Here is a 14,518-nt window from a genome sequence, read left to right as displayed (position 1 = left end):
GTCCACGACAGAGCGTTACGGATCCGGCGCACCGTCCTCGCGCTCCGTGACGGGGCATTACGGCACAGGTTCGCCGCCTTCGCGCTCCATGGCAGAGCATTACGGGGCCGAGGCATCGCCCTCGCGCTCCGTGACCGCCCCGGCGTACCGGCGCAGGTCCGCAGGCAGCAGATCCACGATACGGGCCCGCTCCTCCGCGTCCGGCTCCGGCCCCGCGGCCAGCCGCAACAGCCCCAGGTGGGCCTCGGCCACCTCCGATACGGCGATCAGCTGCCGCCCCGCATCGACACGTACGGCGACGGGCGCCGCGCCGTCCCCCAGCAATCCCTTCAGCGCCCGCACGGCCCGCCCGCGCGACGACCGCCACCGGGTGAGCTTCGTGGCAGCGGCGAGGCGGTGGCGGGCGGCGCACTCTCCGTCGTCCAGCACCCGGAGACAGGCCGCCACCGCCTCCCGCCCGACGTCCAGTTCCTCCCAGGCCGCCGCCGCGGCGAGGTGCGCCTCGGGATCGGTGGTGTGTGCCCCGGACAGCTCCCACAGGGCGCGCCGGCCCTCCTCGCCGAGATCATCGGCGAGGAGAGCGGCAGCCTGCGCCCGCGCGGTCACGGGGGTGGCGGGGTCCGCGACGAGGGCGCGGGCGATGGGGATGCGGTTGTGCGCGCCGCTCGTGGGGAGCCACTGGCAGACGGCGACACGGAGCTCGGGCGGCGTTTCCGGAGTGCGGGCGAGGGCGTGCCAGGGGGCGATGACCGGCCAGAAGCCGCTCTCGGTCGCTGAGATCCGCTCCGCCAGCGAGGCTTCGGGGTCTGCGGCCCAGGCGTGGAGCAGTTTGTTCGCCCGTTCCGCGTCGCGGTCCTCCGAGGAGAATCCGCGAAGATGGCGCATGCTGGTGATCGCCTCCGGCCGGCGCTGTTCCAGAAGGCGGAACCAGTGCGCGAGGGCCGCATGGGGATCCAGTCCGTGGAAGGCCCCCGCCGGGGCCGACGCGACTTCGGTGTCCCGGTAGAGGCGCTGGTACCCCTCGACCCCGCTGTCGATTCCGTGTGGGTGGGGGATCGCGTGGGCGGTGTACAGGCTGAGGCCGGCCATCGGGTCCGGGCCGAGCCCGGCAACGAGAGCCTTCCACCTCGGGTAGGGGATCCATCCGAAGGAACGGGCCACGGCGTGGGCCCTGGTCTGCGGATCGACAAAGGGGTTTTCCGCTGTCCTGCAGATGCCCTTCCTGAGCAGGGGAACGATGTCCGCCCTGTACTGCTCGCATGCTCTCTCGATCGCCAGCAGGGATTCCGGGGGAACGGCCGGGTCCTCCAGCAGAAGCTGCAGACGCTCCCGGAGCGTTGTGTCAGGGCTGAAGGCATCGGCGAGGTCGAGGAGCTGCCACAGACGCTCGTCCAGCAGGCCGGATTCGTCGAGCATCCGGTGCAACGCGTCCGAAGCCGCGCGGAGGTCGATCTTGGCCAGCGTGGTGAGCGCGGCGATGCGGTCGCCCGTCCCGACAAGCCGGTCCTCCGCCGTGCGGCGCAGCAGTTCCGATGCGCTGTCCCGTTCCCCGTTGCTCAGCAGCTCTGTTGCCGCGCTGTGGCGGACACCGCCGGGGAGCGTGGCATCGGCCGCGACTGCGGCGAGCGAGGCGTTCGTGGCGGCCGGATCCATGAAGTCGAGCCGGCTGATCGCCTGCAGCCGGTCCCAGGCCGCCGTGCCGGGGTCTGCGGCCAGACGAGTCAGAACATCCGCGACTTCTTCCTGCGCGCCCATGCTGAGCAGCTCCGCAACGCAGCGGGCGCGGTCGTCGGTGGGCAGCTCGCCATTGTTCAGGATGCCGGAGAGGACCTGTCTGCTCCGGTCCTGCTGTCCGGCTTTGCGCAGAGCCTGGGTCACGAAGGGGACGAGCCACAATTCCGCGTAGTCGGACAGGAGCTCTTCCGCGCACTGCACCGCGACGGTGTGTCTGCCGAGCTCGATGAGTCTCAGTGCCGCACGGAGGCGGGTGTACCGGTCCAGCCGCGGGTCCTGTGCGACACGCTCGACCAGTTCCTCCTCGAAGGAGCCGAGAACGGCCGAACGGACGGCTGAGCTGGAGGACTCCGGGTCACGGAGGATGCCGGAGAAGAAGACATCTTCCTCGGACCCGGCGGGGTGCGACTCGTCTCCCGCCTGGTCCAGTGTGGCCATGTGCCTCAGGCGCACGGGGACCGCGGGGTCCCTGCGCAGGTCCGTCGTGAGCTCCGGCCGGTCGGGGAGGAGCAGGCGACACGTGAGATAGCGCAGGAGGTGCGGGTCGTCCTTGACCAGCCCGGGATTGGTGGCCAGCGCCTCGGCCAGCGCGGCACGCGCGGCGGGGTCCGTCACGGCGTGAATCCTCGACAGGTGCGTCTCGACGTGCTGCCTGGGGAATTCGGCGGTCGCGAGGAGTTCGCCGAGCACGGGTATGCCGGCCGCGCGGTCCATGGACAGAAGCGCGACCGCCGCCTCGAACCGGGCTTCGGGCAGATGGCCGGGATTCCGCGCCAGCTCGGTGAGGCGCAGCCGGGCCCCCACGGGCTCACCCGCTTCGGCGAGCAGCCCGGCCGCCGATACGCGCAGGCCGACGGGGAGGTCCGGCTCGTCGGCCAGCTCGGCAGCGAGGGCCGCCGCCAGTTCGCTGCCGCGCCGCACGCAGTGCTCCAGCGCGTCGACTCGTGCCAGGTGGGGGGCGGCCGGGTTACGGACGACGGCTGCCACACCCGTCGGGTCGAGCACCGTGTACAGCCGGGCCAGCACCTCAGGCGCTTCGAGGTCGCCGACGGAGACGGAGCGGCCGTGCAATTTGAGTACCGCTCGGGTGAACTGCCGCGCCATGTCCTCGTTGATCACCAGCCCGTCGCTGAGGACGGTGGCGCACAGGAGCAGGTCCCGCCAGCCGCCCCCGTCCACGACCGTGCGCAGGAACTCTTCGAGGGGCATGCCCCGTTCGTGCCAGCGCGCGGAGATGAACAGCACGATGTTGGGCTGCTCGGCGGCGATCGCCTGACGTACGGTCCTGAGCGCTTCCGGGTCCTTCGGGGTCAGCCGGTCGGCGATCGCGCATCCGGCGAGGTACTCCTGGATGGTCTGGTGCGGGAACCTGAGGTCACCGCCGATCTGCGTGACCAGGCCGGTGAACAGGAGCGCACGCGAGACCAGTGCCTTCGGGGGAGCGGCATCGGGTGCGTGCCCGCCGAGCAGCTCGACGGCCAGGTCGAGCAGCGGGCGCGTGTCCCCGCCCTGCCGCTGTTCGGCCACCGGGCGCAGCACGTCGTGCACGCTGTTCAGCAGGTCTTCGGTGATGCCGTGGGCACCGGCCTCGGTTCGGGCGAGCCGTTGCGAACCCTTCTCGCGCAGAATCCGGACGAACCGTGCGTACAGTTCGGCCGGGTTGCGGGGCAGCTCGGTGAGAGCGGCGACCACACAGATCATGGTGATGTAGAGCGGGATGCGGGCCACCTCGCCGAGCCGCCCGTGCCGGAGCCCGGACGTCAGCTCCTGGGCCTGCCGTTCGGGCTCCGGGACCTTCAGCGCCTCGAACCAGGCCTGCGCCACCTCCGCGATCTGACGGTCGGCGAGGCTGAGGAGGGTGTACCGCTTCAGCCCCCGCAGCCGGTCCATGTCCGAGGTGATCAGCGACCGGGTGGCCACCGCGAACCGCAGATGGGGCTCCTGGGACCAGCGCTGGATCATCCGGATCACCTTGGCGCGGCCGTCCGGATCGAGCACCTCGTCGAGGCCGTCCACGCAGACCAGCCAGTCCACGGCCGGCATCGGTGCCGTTTCGAAGAACTCGGGCAGCGGCGAACGCCGCAGACCGGGCAGGTCCCGGCCGACCGCGTGCGCCAGAGCCTCCGGGAAGGGATGGTTCAGCAGCTGTTCGGCGGTGATCCGCACCGGTATGTAACGAGGCGCCTGCTTCGGGTCCGTGAGCCAGTCGTCGGCGGCGGTGAACGTCAGACGGCGCAGCAGGCTCGACTTCCCCGACCCCGCGCCGCCGGTGAACAGCACATGGCGGTCGGAGTCGAGCACGGTCTCGGCCTTCGGGCGCTTCGCGTCCGGCTGCCGGTCCCGGTCCTCGTCGGCGTCGCCGGTGGTGTACGAGGCGTCCTGCCGTACGTACACCGAGGAGAGCGGGATCTCCCGCACATCGGTGAGCAGTGCCGCGTAGGGGTGTTCGTCGGCGGCGTCCCGCGCCGCTGCCAGGTAGTCGCGCAGCTGCGGGCCGGGATGGCGGAACTCCCCGGCCCGCAACTGCTCGTCGGTGAGCGTGTCCAGCCAGGCCGCTGGCGCTTCGGGGAGCGGATGGCGGGCCAGGATCTCGGAGAGCGGGATCATGTGGGTGCTGCCGGCCTTGTTGGACCGTACGAGCATTCCGCACACCGCGCCCGTACGCCGATTGACCACCGGGCTGCCGCTGAAGCCCTCGCCCACCGGTGTCCCGTAACCGCGGGGCATCGCCATGGGGTCGTCGAAGGAGAGCCGCGAATCGCCCAGGTATTCCAGGGCGGCCCACTGCCCGGCCCGGAAGTCCCCGCGCGGATGCCCGTAGACCGACATGCGGTCGCCGAACGCGGTGTGGGGCGAGGTCAGTACGGGGCCGGGGGCGGGAAGCTCATCCAACTCGTAGTGGAGGAAGGCGAGATCGAGACCGTTCGGCGCGCGGTAGCAGTCGTCGGCGGAGACGGTCAGGGCCAGATCGTGCCCCGTGGCGACGATCCGTCCCCGCACCCGAGTCGCCTCCGACACGACGTGGGCGCAGGTGACGACCGTGCCCGGAGCGAGCACGAACCCGGTCCCGCAACCGCGGTCGTCCGGGAGATCGAGGGCGACGGTGGCCGACTCCAGCAGCCTCTTCCAGCCGTCCATGCCTACGCTCCGGGAGTCTCCGGAGCGGGCGGCGTCCCCGGAGCGGGGGCGCCGGTGCCGGGGGCGCCCGGCGGTGTCTCGGGCGCGGTCCATTCGAGCGTCACCTTCCACGCCGACTTGGACGTGGCCTTGCCGAAGACAGCGAGCAACTGACCGGTGTCGATGGAGACATCGCACCCGAACTCGACTGTCGCCCTTGATGCCCCGGTCTGCTGGAGACGCGTACCCATGGCCCTGGCCACGCTGGTGAGCCCGTCCAGTACCGGCGCGAGAGTCGGCCGGCGCCAGCTGATCTCCTGCTCCTCGCCGAGATCGGGCTGTGTCCGCCCTCCGCCGGGGGCGATCGAGAAATGCACGGTCCGGCCGTCCACATCGACCGGGACCGTGATGTCCCCCGACTCCTCAACACCCGTTTTGTCGTTCATCGTTCAGCCCTCTCCGCCTTGGATGAGGGTCAATCGTAGTGCCGGGGCGGAGGAGGCGGGGGGTGCGTCGCAACGCGGGCGGGCCACCCGCGATGCGACGCGGAAACCCGGCCGGACCTTGCCGCGTCGCGGATGCCACCGCCGCGCTCCTCGCCTTGTCCGTCACCGCCACCGTCGCCGGAGGCCCGCCGAAGTCCGACCGTCATGGCCCGTCGCATCCCCGCTCCTGCGGGGCTCCGGCGTTTGTCGCCGGTCCCCTGCGGATTTGTCTGCGATCGGTAACAGAGGGATCCCGTACGGGCGTTTGTATGTCTTCATGGGGGCAGGGCATCGGCGGACACAGCAAAGGGGCGGGCGGACATGGCGAAGCACAAGGGAAGGGGATGGCACAGCAAGCTTCTCGGGGCGGCGCTCGGGGTGACAGCGGTGGCCGCTGCCGCCTCGGTGTGGACCGCGCAGGCCGACACCGCCGGAGCGCGGCAGCCGCAAGCAAGTGTCTCGACGCCGGACGCCCGGCATCAGGACAAGAACGTGACCAAGGTGGCGGCGGACATCGCGCACGCCTCGGACCGCGGCGCCCGGGGCGTCAACATCACCATCGACGACGGACCGGACCCGGCCTGGACGCCGCAGGTGCTGCAACTGCTCAAGGACAACGGCGTGAAGGCCACGTTCTGCATGGTGGGCACGCAGGCCCAGGCATACCCGGACCTGGTCAAGCGGGTCGTGGCGGACGGGCACCGGCTGTGCAACCACACGGTCTCGCACGACACCACCATGGACAAGAAGTCCGAGGCGTACCAGTCCCAGCAGATCCTGGATGCCGAACGCATGATCACCAAGGCGTCCGGGGGCGTCCGGCCGCAGTACTACCGGGCCCCGGGCGGTGCCTTCACCCCGTACAGCAGGCAGCTCGCCGCGTCCCGGGGGATGCGACCGCTGGGCTGGAACGTCGACTCCAGGGACTTCGAGCGTCCCGGTGCGGACACCATGGTCGCCACCGTCAAGCGCGAGATCTCCAACGGTCCGACCGTCCTCTTCCACGACGCGGGAGGAGACCGCTCCCAGACCCTGGCCGCTCTGCGCGAGGTCCTGCCCTGGCTGAGGCAGCAGGGATACTCCTACGGCTTCCCCGTGCGGTGAGCGAGGCTTGCCCGCACCGGCATCAAGACCCGCCTCCCCGACACCGGCGGCTCCTTGTCACCCGGCCCGCCGACGTACAGGGTGGTCCGTCCGCCGACGCGTAGCGCCTTCGGGGAGGGCATGACGGGAGCCGAACTCGTTGTCCAGGCGCTGGAGTTGCGGCGCGCGCACTGCTGGAACGCGCACCCGGGAACCTCATGGGCCGAGCCGTACCCTGGCCGGCGCGCGGGGTGGGGTGCCCCTTCGGCACCCCACCCCCCCCATGCGTCAGGCGTGGGAGTCGGCCTTGCGACGGCGTACGAGGAACACCGCACCCCCGCCGATCGCCACGGCCGCGCCGCTCGCGAGCGCAAGCTGCGACATCGCGGAGGACGAGCCCGTGGCAGCGAGGCTGCCATTCGCCGGACGGTTCGACGCACCGCTCTGCGCCTTGACGTCCGAGGTGTTCGGCTTGGTCTTGCTGCGCTTGGCGTCGCCGACCTTGCCGGGCTTGCTGCCCGCGGCGGCGATCAGGAACTCGTAGCCTTCGAGGTCCGGGTTCCCGCCGCAGCTGCCGTCCTCGTTGAAGTAGTCACCGGCGACGAAGGTGACGCCGTTGCCCGCGGGGGCCGTGGCGTCGATCGTGAGGCGCATCTTGATGTCGGCATGGGCACCGGCCTTCAGCGGGCTGATGGCGTCCATGTAGTGCTTGTTGTCGACGGTCTTCCACTTCGAGGACGAGGCGGAGGACCACTGCAGGTGCACCAGGTCGTCGATGCTCTTGAGCCCGCTCCGGTCGGTCGCGTGGACGTAGGCGAACGGAAGCACTTCGTCCATCGTCTTGTCGGTGCCGTTGGTCACCCGGAGCTTGAAGTCGACCTTCGTGCCGGCGACGACGGTGGACGGCAGACCCGTGACGACCGTGGTGAGTTCGGCCTCGGGGACGCAGTCCTCACCGTCCTCGCCGTCCTCCTCCTTCGCCTTGGCCAGCGCCTCGTCGGCGGCGGTCTTCTCGGCGAGCGCCTCCTTGGTGGCCTTCTGCGCCTGGTTCAGCTTCCGGAGCGCGGCGACCCGTTCGTCGTCCCGCGCGTCCAGGGCTTTCACGACCTCGGCGTCGGCGGCGGCCTTGTCCTTGCCGGCGGTCTCGGCGTCGGCCTTCGCCTCGGTGAGCTTGGTCGTGGCGGCGGTCCTCTCCTCCTCGGTGGCCGTCTCCGGGAGGGCGTCGACCGCGGCCTGGGCGTCGAGGACCGCCTGGTCGGCGACCGTCTTCGCGGTGGCGGCCTCGGCGGCCACGGCCTTGGCGGCCTTGACGGCCAAGGCCAGAGGACTGGTGTCGGACATGGCTGCTTCCACAGCCGCCTTGGCGGCCTTCTCGGCCTCCACGGCGTCGTCGTACGCCGCCTTCGCGGCGGCAGCGGCCTTTTCCAGCTCCGCGATGGACGGCTTGCCCTGCGTTTTGTCCTGTGTCTGTGCTGTCGGCTTGTCGTCGGCGAACGCGGGGGTGACCGACAGCAGGAGGGCTGGCATGGTCACTGCGGCGGCAACAGCTGTGGCGAGAATCGGGCGAATCTTCACAAGAGCCCTTCGGTGTCCGAAAGAAGAGAAGACGGGGTCGCAGCGGAATGGGACACGCAGATGCGACTTGAGGTGATCGTATGGCCAGGGCAACGGCCGGCCATCACGATTTCTTCACCTGCTCCGGCCAATACCACAGCACCGCGACCGACAGAAAAGGCAAAAGGGTGCAGTTGTATTCACTGCTCGCACTTTCGCTGTGATCAATGCCACGGGGCCCTGGACGTGGTGTTCTGCGCGCCCCCGGCTGACGGACGCTTCGACCGGCCGCGAGGTTTCGACCTGGGCACGTACTGGGCTCCGACCGCGACGACTTCCGATCTCGCCGCCACCCGGCACAGCCGCCGTCCGCCTGTCTCCCCGGGGACGTCGGCGCCCCCACCCCTACCGGCATGCCGTGGCACGCAGCACATCGCCCGTGATACCGGTCGTGTTCACCAGCCATCACGGGCGCGGGTGCGGGGCAGGGAGAGACCCTCGTACGGTCCGCAATGCACCGGTGCCGGCGGTCCGCCGGCCGCTGCTCAAGAGACGCCAAGCCCCACGGCCGCTTGCGTCGAGAGACCGGTGTCCGCGTCCTCGACGAGTAACTCGCGGCTGCAGTCCCGCACAAGGTTGTGGAAGGAGAACCTGGTCGGTGTGTTCTGTCTGATGAGGTTGTTGTCGAGCAGCGCGTCGCAGCAGCGCTCCACGTCGTCGAGAGTCAGCCCGGTGATGGCGGCCGCGTGATCGATGTCGAAGGTGACCGACGGGTCCAGGCTGATGAGCCGGCTGAACCGCCGCTGGGACGGGCTGAGGCGCTCGTAGGACACGCTCAGCAGGGACATGAGGTCGCGGTCGGACGTCTGGAGGCACCGCACCCGTCGCGTGGGGCTCGCCAAACGGTCGACCAGGTCTGCGAACGCCCATGCGGGGCGATCCCGCATTCGGGCCGCCGCGATCCGAATCGCCAGGGGAAGGTGACCACACAACTCGACCGCCTTCGCGGCCTGAGTGGGTTCGTGGGCGGTGCGCTGTCTTCCGACGATCCGGCTGAACAACGCCATGGCGTCGTCATGCGGCATCACATCGAGCCACACCGGCAGCGCACCGTCCAGTGCCGAGAGCTTGCGGCGGCTGGTCACCAGAACCATCGCGCCTCCAGCGCCGGGGAGCAAGGGCTTGATCTGAGCGGTGTCCGCCGCATCGTCCAGAACCACCAGGCAGCGTCGGCCCGCCAGCCTCGACCGCCACAGAGCACCGCGCTCTTCCAGGCCGCTCGGGATCGCGTCCGGGCCGAGTCCGCTCGCCTGGAGGAGTGTGCCGAGAGCCTGCTCGGGAAGCACCGGCCCTCGCATCGGGCTGAAGCCGTGCAAGTCCACGAAGTACTGCCCATCCGGGTAGCTGGGCGTGACGTGGTGGGCGACATGCACCGCCAGAGTGGTCTTGCCCACGCCGCCCATGCCGTCGATCGAGACCACCAGGGGTGAACCACCCCCCTGCTCCTGCCCGGCGACGCCCAGCAAGGTGTCCACCTCGGTGGACCGGCCGGTGAAGTCCGTCAGGCCATGAGGCAGACAGTTGCGGTAGGTTCCGAGCGACGGCCCTCCGGACGAGGGCGAGGGGTGGTCGTCCGGCACCGATGAGGGCTGCGGCGCCGCGCGGATCACCGTGCTGTCGGTACCTGCGTATCCGTGGACGGTGGGGGAGTTGGCGAGGACCTCCGCGTGCAGTGCCCGCAGGTGGGGGCTCGGTTCGAGGCCTAGCTCCTCCACCAGATACCGCCTGCCTTCGTTGTAGACCGCGAGTGCCTCGGCCTGGCGCCCGCTGCGGCACAGGGCGGTCATCAGACTGCCGCGCAGGGAGTCCCGCAGGGGATATTCGGCGATCAGCTCGTGCAGTTCCCCGACGAGTGAGTTGGATTCGCCGACTTTCAGTCTCAGAGCCATGAGGTCCTCGATCGCGGTCAGACGCTGCTCGTTCAGCTTCGCCGTGGCACCGATGACCGCCGGACACCCGATACCGGCGAAGGCGTCGCCGCGCCAGAGATCCACCGCCGACTGCAACAACCGGATGGCCTCCGCGAACCGGCCGTCCCGCTCCGCCGCCTTGGCGGCGCGGGCCCGGTCGATGAAGCGGTTCGCATCGACGGAGTCATGAGACACGGCGAGACGGTACCCGGCGTCCTCCGTGACGAGACTGCTGTCGCCGCCGGTGGGCAGCACGCGCCGCAAGTCGCGTATCGCGTTGTGGACTTGGGGGCGTGCCGACGGCGGGGGAGCCTCCCACAGTTCATCCGCGAGGAAGTCGACCGGGGTGATCCGGTTGGCGTTGAGGAGCAGCAACGCCAGCAGCCTCCGCTGCCGCATGCCCCGTACGTGGACCGGCTCGCCTGACTGACGCATCTCCAAAGAGCCCAGAACCAAGAATTCCGTCATGTGCGTCACCACTGTCAAGACCGACCGGCAAATGAGGGGTGGGGAGAAGAAGCCCCGAGCCGCCGCCTCCCCTGTGCCGGTCGGTCCAAGTCGACTCGGTCGGTGCCCTGTTCCTGGAGGCGCTTGTCCCCGTGAAATAGGGACGGAGGACGGCCGGAGGTCCGAGCGCGCTGCCCGGACCACTGTGTGCGACACCACGATCCGCCGCGAGAGGTCAGTCCCAGCCGGTGGTGTCCGTGTTCAGCGCGCCGAGGGGCAGTTCACCGCCCGGCTTGATCTCCGTCGCGGTGGACGTGACAACACCTGCGGGTGACGAGACGGCAAGGCAGAAGGCCGACAGCGCTGTCGGCGAAGCGAGCCCGGGTCTGTGGACGTCACGGAGGGTCGACTGAAGCATCATGAAGCTCTCCTACAGGAAGCAGCGAGTGGGGTCAGCTGCACCCGGTGCCGGGGTCCGCTCGCTGACGTCCCCGAGTCTTACCGTTGCAAGGGCCATCGACTAGTTCTCCGGGGCTTCCGCATTCGTCCATAGCATATTCCGTCCAGGTTCCTGCGGCTCTCGGAGCATCTGGTTGAACACCGCGGGTACGAGGGTGCTCGAGTAGCTGGTGACGCGGGCCTGACTGAGCGCCGTTTCCGCATGCAATGTCCGTTGTGTGACGGCATAGGCCACTTGCTCGGAGGCGAGGGCCGATGGGGCGCTGATCCAGAAGCCCACGGTGAGCGCCCCACCGTCGCCCGGGTGGATGCTGATGTGCTGGACCGCCTCTTCGGGCGCGGCATGGGAACGGAATGTCCGCTTCAGCCAGTCGTACTGGTCTAAGAGGCCGGCAAGTTGGATCCGTACGTGCACCAGGTTCATGGTTCCCACCCTCACGCGGCAGGAGAACGGGCAACAGCGCATCGCCGATCCTGTTTATGCCGCGGCCTGAAGAGGCCAGGTCGGAGACTTTGGTGTGCGGCCCCGGGACGGCGATCGCACCAGCGAGGTCTCGGAGCTGTTCCAGGCCATGCTTAGATTGGCCTGATTGTCTTTGTGTGAGGGGAGAAGCTCCTTGCTGGAGATACTGGGGCTGGACGAGATCAGCGAGACCGTCTATCGAACAGTCCTGGAATACCCGCGGGTTGAGCTGGCAGAGCTGGGTAGAAGGCTCCGGCTGCCTTGCGTGCGGTTGCGTCAGGCATTGGACCAGCTCAGCGAGCTGGCGCTGATACGGCCAGTCGTCGATCAACCCTCGCGCTTCCGCGCCGTGGACCCGGAAGTCGGTATCCAGGCAGTGATCGCGCGTCAGCAGGAGCGTCTGGCGGCCGAGCAGCAGCGCATCGAGCAGATCCGAGTCGCAGCCGCTCAGTTGTCGGTCGACTTCAGTGCTGCTCGGATCAATCGGCAGATCGAGGGGATAGAGCGCCTCGATGGCATCGAGGAGATCAGGGACCGCATCGCTCTGCTGGTACGTGCTGTCTCGACCGAAGTCATGACGTTCGCGGCGGGCGGCGCCCAGAGCGAAGCATGCATGGAGGCAGCCAGGCCGCAGGACCAGCGGCTGCTGGAACGCGGTATCCGCATGAGAACGCTGTATCTGGACAGCGTCCGGCACCACCCTGAGACGATGGCGTACGCAAAGTGGCTGACGGGCCTCAAGGGGGAGGTGCGGACGACTCCGTCGCTGCCCATCAGGCTGATGATCATGGACCACCGGGTGGCGATCGTTCCCGCGGACGACGGCGACAGCGCGGCCGGCGCCCTGGTTCTCAGCGGAAACGGAACCGTCACCGCGCTGTGCGCCCTCTTCGAGACCATCTGGGAGAAATCGGTTCCTCTGGGGGATCCCACCAGCCGTGAGCGTGACGAACGCGGCCTGACACCGCAGGAGTCCGTGGTGCTGCGCCTGCTGGGCCAGGGCCTCACCGATGAGGCCGTCGAGGCCGAGCCGTCGGCCACGACCGTGCCGCGGTCGATCATCACCACGCGGTCGGCGAACTGGTCGGCCTCTTCCATGTAATGCGTGGCGAACATGACCGTCATGCCGCGCTCGGCGTCCTCACGGACGGCGGCCCAGAACTCCCGGCGGGCCGCCACGTCCATGCCGGCGGTGGGCTCGTCCAGCACCAGGAATTCGGGCTTCGACAGGAGCGCGAGAGCGAACCGCAGCCGCTGCTGCTCGCCGCCCGAGCACTCGGAGACCTTCCGGTGCCGCAACTCACTGACTCCGGCCCGGCGCATGCACTGTTCGGGGTCGGCGCCGGGGTGGAGCGAAGCCAGCATGTGAACCGTGGTTTCGACGGTCACGTCGGGAAGCAGCCCTCCCGTCTGCAGAACCGCGGCGACCAGGCCGGCGCGCACCGCTTGCCGGGGCGGCTGCCCGAACAGCTTCACCTCTCCCGAGTCCGGTCGGGTCAGTCCCAGGAGCATGTCGATGGTCGTCGACTTGCCCGCTCCGTTGGGGCCGAGGAACGCCGCTACCTCACCGCGCCGGATCCGCAGGTCCAGCCCGTTCACTGCGGTGAACTTCTCGCCCTTGGCATTGGTGAAGCGCTTGACGACTGTGCTCAGCACAGCGGCATCCGGCGAGATCCCTCCCCTCGGTGCCGGGCGGACCTGGGTTCTGGTCATTCTTCGAAGTCCTCACGATTCAGCGGGCGTTGGCGTGGGAACGACTTTCCCACGCGCCACTATCCGCTCGAACCGGAGGCGCTATTCCCGCCCTATCCGCGCCCTATCCGGGCGTGCGAGCTGTCCTCCCGTGTCTCAGCGTGCCCATGAAACAGAGATGGCGCCGTTCTGATCCACGCGGCATTCCAGGGGACGGACGGATCGTCAGTAACGGTGCGTGTACGGCCACTTACGGGACTGCGCGTACGGTTACGGCCAACCGTCAGTGACCGCTGTTTGCCACGCTGAAGGGCACGGGCGGGGGCCCGACGACCGTGGATCGCACTGCCCGCCGTACTCCGTGGGGGCGCCTCACCGTTCCCGTTCCACCAACTCCTTGAAGTGCTCGAGATCGTCCCGTACGAGCCGTTCGATCGCGGTCGCCTGGGCGAATCCCTTCGGCCCGCCGAACGCCTCCTTGACGGTGGCCGGGTCGTACTCGATCCGGGCCTGGACCCGGGTGTGCTCCTGGTCGATGGGCAGCAGTGAGAAGGCTCCCGCCAGGTCGGGACCGCTCGTGGTGTGCCACTCCATCCTGTTTTCCTTGCCACGGTCGGTGATCTCGGCCTCGAACTCCTGAACCCGGCCGCCGACATCGACGTCCAGGTGCGTCCGGTGCCCGTCCTCCGAACGGGCCTCACGCACTCCTTCGACGAACCGTGGATAGGTCTCCGCACGGTGGAGGCGTTCCCACGCCGCAGCGATCGGAATATCGACATCGATCTGTTCTTCGAGAGTGCTCATCGGCCACCTCGCAACTTGGTTCACGTTTCACTCACGCTTCACGCTTCACGCTTCACGGGGCCCTCTCTCCATTGTCACCTCCAGACGGGCGACGGAGGTCGGAGTCCGTTCGGAGTCCGTGGGCCGGCGGGCCGGTGCCGGCCGTCCTCGGCGTTCCGCGGCACGGGCGCAAGGCCCGCGGGGCTTCAGGCGTGCCCGACCCCGAGTTCACGGCCGCGGTAGAAGCCTTCCTGCTCCTCGACGACGTAAGGGGCCATGGCCGCACGCCGCTGCGTCTCCGCTGCGGAGGCCCGCCAGGAGTCGCACGCTTCCTGGGTATCCCAGAAGGACACCCCGGTGATCTCCTGCCCGTCCTCGGACCAGTACGCGTAGGCGCGGCGCAGTTCCCGCGGGTACGGGGCGGGGCGCCAGGCCCTCTCGAACTCCTCCAACGCGCCTGGCTTGATCCGGCGTGTTGTCACCCAGACAAAGTGCTCCACCATGGCGGCCTCCTCTGGAACGCCGGTTCGACGTGATGGCGCCTTCTCAAGCCATCGTAGATTTGTGGCACCGCTTCCGCCCCTGCTGGGGCCTGTCCGGCGGATCATGGCCGGGGTCGCGGCGTCCGGCACGGCACCTCGCGGCGTTGCCGAAACGTCCGAACAGCTCCGCTATCAAGACGCTCCGGCGCCTTGCGATGCACCGCACCGGACGCCGCGCCCTGTCCGACC

The 14,518-nt window shown here is 69.3% G+C and carries 10 protein-coding genes and 1 pseudogene; 2 read left to right on the top strand and 9 right to left on the bottom strand.

The annotated features are described in order from the left end of the window. Window positions 1-99 precede the first annotated feature (99 nt). Together ACWCQ6_RS01560 and ACWCQ6_RS01555 are read right to left on the bottom strand one after the other, a co-directional pair. Window positions 100-4,872 carry a trypsin-like peptidase domain-containing protein gene (locus ACWCQ6_RS01560; protein ID WP_451084751.1) on the bottom strand — a complete coding sequence of 1,591 codons (4,773 nt, stop codon included), beginning with the start codon at window positions 4,870-4,872 and terminating at the stop codon, window positions 100-102. Window positions 4,873-4,874: 2 nt separating this feature from the next. Next, window positions 4,875-5,297 (bottom strand): CU044_2847 family protein, encoded by a 423-nt coding sequence (locus ACWCQ6_RS01555; protein WP_451084750.1) that lies wholly within the window; start codon window positions 5,295-5,297, stop codon window positions 4,875-4,877. A 360-nt stretch (window positions 5,298-5,657) separates the two neighbouring features. On the opposite strand from ACWCQ6_RS01555, the gene ACWCQ6_RS01550 reads away from it, so the two are divergent. Then, on the top strand, window positions 5,658-6,440 hold the full coding sequence (locus tag ACWCQ6_RS01550; protein ID WP_451084749.1) for a polysaccharide deacetylase family protein: 783 nt from the start codon (window positions 5,658-5,660) through the stop codon (window positions 6,438-6,440). Window positions 6,441-6,707: 267 nt separating this feature from the next. Here the strand turns inward: ACWCQ6_RS01550 and ACWCQ6_RS01545 are convergent, their stop codons facing one another. The 4 genes from ACWCQ6_RS01545 to ACWCQ6_RS01530 all read right to left on the bottom strand — a co-directional run bounded on the left by ACWCQ6_RS01545 (window position 6,708) and on the right by ACWCQ6_RS01530 (window position 11,273). Then, window positions 6,708-7,994: an LPXTG cell wall anchor domain-containing protein gene (locus ACWCQ6_RS01545; RefSeq protein ID WP_451084748.1), complete on the bottom strand. Its 1,287-nt coding sequence runs from the start codon at window positions 7,992-7,994 to the stop codon at window positions 6,708-6,710. 524 nt (window positions 7,995-8,518) lie between these two features. Further along, a complete protein-coding gene (locus ACWCQ6_RS01540; protein WP_451084747.1) occupies window positions 8,519-10,411 on the bottom strand; it encodes an AfsR/SARP family transcriptional regulator in 1,893 nt (630 codons plus the stop codon). A gap of 214 nt (window positions 10,412-10,625) precedes the next feature. Then, window positions 10,626-10,811 (bottom strand): hypothetical protein, encoded by a 186-nt coding sequence (locus tag ACWCQ6_RS01535; protein WP_451084746.1) that lies wholly within the window; start codon window positions 10,809-10,811, stop codon window positions 10,626-10,628. 99 nt (window positions 10,812-10,910) lie between these two features. After that, window positions 10,911-11,273 carry a hypothetical protein gene (locus ACWCQ6_RS01530; RefSeq protein ID WP_451084745.1) on the bottom strand — a complete coding sequence of 121 codons (363 nt, stop codon included), beginning with the start codon at window positions 11,271-11,273 and terminating at the stop codon, window positions 10,911-10,913. Between the two features lie 193 nt (window positions 11,274-11,466). Between ACWCQ6_RS01530 and ACWCQ6_RS01525 the strand changes: the two genes are divergently transcribed. Continuing rightward, window positions 11,467-12,414 carry a TrmB family transcriptional regulator gene (locus tag ACWCQ6_RS01525; RefSeq protein WP_451084744.1) on the top strand — a complete coding sequence of 316 codons (948 nt, stop codon included), beginning with the start codon at window positions 11,467-11,469 and terminating at the stop codon, window positions 12,412-12,414. A gap of 98 nt (window positions 12,415-12,512) precedes the next feature. On the opposite strand, the pseudogene ACWCQ6_RS01520 reads toward ACWCQ6_RS01525, so the two are convergent. The 3 genes and pseudogenes from ACWCQ6_RS01520 to ACWCQ6_RS01510 form a co-directional block, all read right to left on the bottom strand. Further along, window positions 12,513-13,025: pseudogene (locus ACWCQ6_RS01520) on the bottom strand (ATP-binding cassette domain-containing protein); the annotation flags it as partial. A gap of 351 nt (window positions 13,026-13,376) precedes the next feature. After that, window positions 13,377-13,808, bottom strand: a complete 432-nt coding sequence (locus ACWCQ6_RS01515; protein WP_451084743.1) for an SRPBCC family protein — start codon at window positions 13,806-13,808, stop codon at window positions 13,377-13,379. 185 nt (window positions 13,809-13,993) lie between these two features. Then, window positions 13,994-14,290, bottom strand: coding sequence for a hypothetical protein (locus ACWCQ6_RS01510; protein WP_451084742.1), 297 nt, complete (start codon window positions 14,288-14,290; stop codon window positions 13,994-13,996). Window positions 14,291-14,518 lie beyond the last annotated feature (228 nt).

Source organism: Streptomyces sp. NPDC001880 (assembly GCF_053594575.1).
Note: the sequence above shows the minus strand (reverse complement) of the source record. Positions and strands in the feature narration are given on the sequence as shown.

Excerpts from the sequence above, each read along its gene's own strand:
- ACWCQ6_RS01560 (WP_451084751.1), bottom strand. The coding sequence starts at position 4,872 with ATGGACGGCTGGAAGAGGCTGCTGGAGTCGGCCACCGTCGCCCTCGAT.
- ACWCQ6_RS01515 (WP_451084743.1), bottom strand. The coding sequence starts at position 13,808 with ATGAGCACTCTCGAAGAACAGATCGATGTCGATATTCCGATCGCTGCG.
- ACWCQ6_RS01535 (WP_451084746.1), bottom strand. The coding sequence starts at position 10,811 with ATGATGCTTCAGTCGACCCTCCGTGACGTCCACAGACCCGGGCTCGCT.
- ACWCQ6_RS01550 (WP_451084749.1), top strand. The coding sequence starts at position 5,658 with ATGGCGAAGCACAAGGGAAGGGGATGGCACAGCAAGCTTCTCGGGGCG.
- ACWCQ6_RS01510 (WP_451084742.1), bottom strand. The coding sequence starts at position 14,290 with ATGGTGGAGCACTTTGTCTGGGTGACAACACGCCGGATCAAGCCAGGC.
- ACWCQ6_RS01530 (WP_451084745.1), bottom strand. The coding sequence starts at position 11,273 with ATGAACCTGGTGCACGTACGGATCCAACTTGCCGGCCTCTTAGACCAG.
- ACWCQ6_RS01540 (WP_451084747.1), bottom strand. The coding sequence starts at position 10,411 with ATGACGGAATTCTTGGTTCTGGGCTCTTTGGAGATGCGTCAGTCAGGC.
- ACWCQ6_RS01555 (WP_451084750.1), bottom strand. The coding sequence starts at position 5,297 with ATGAACGACAAAACGGGTGTTGAGGAGTCGGGGGACATCACGGTCCCG.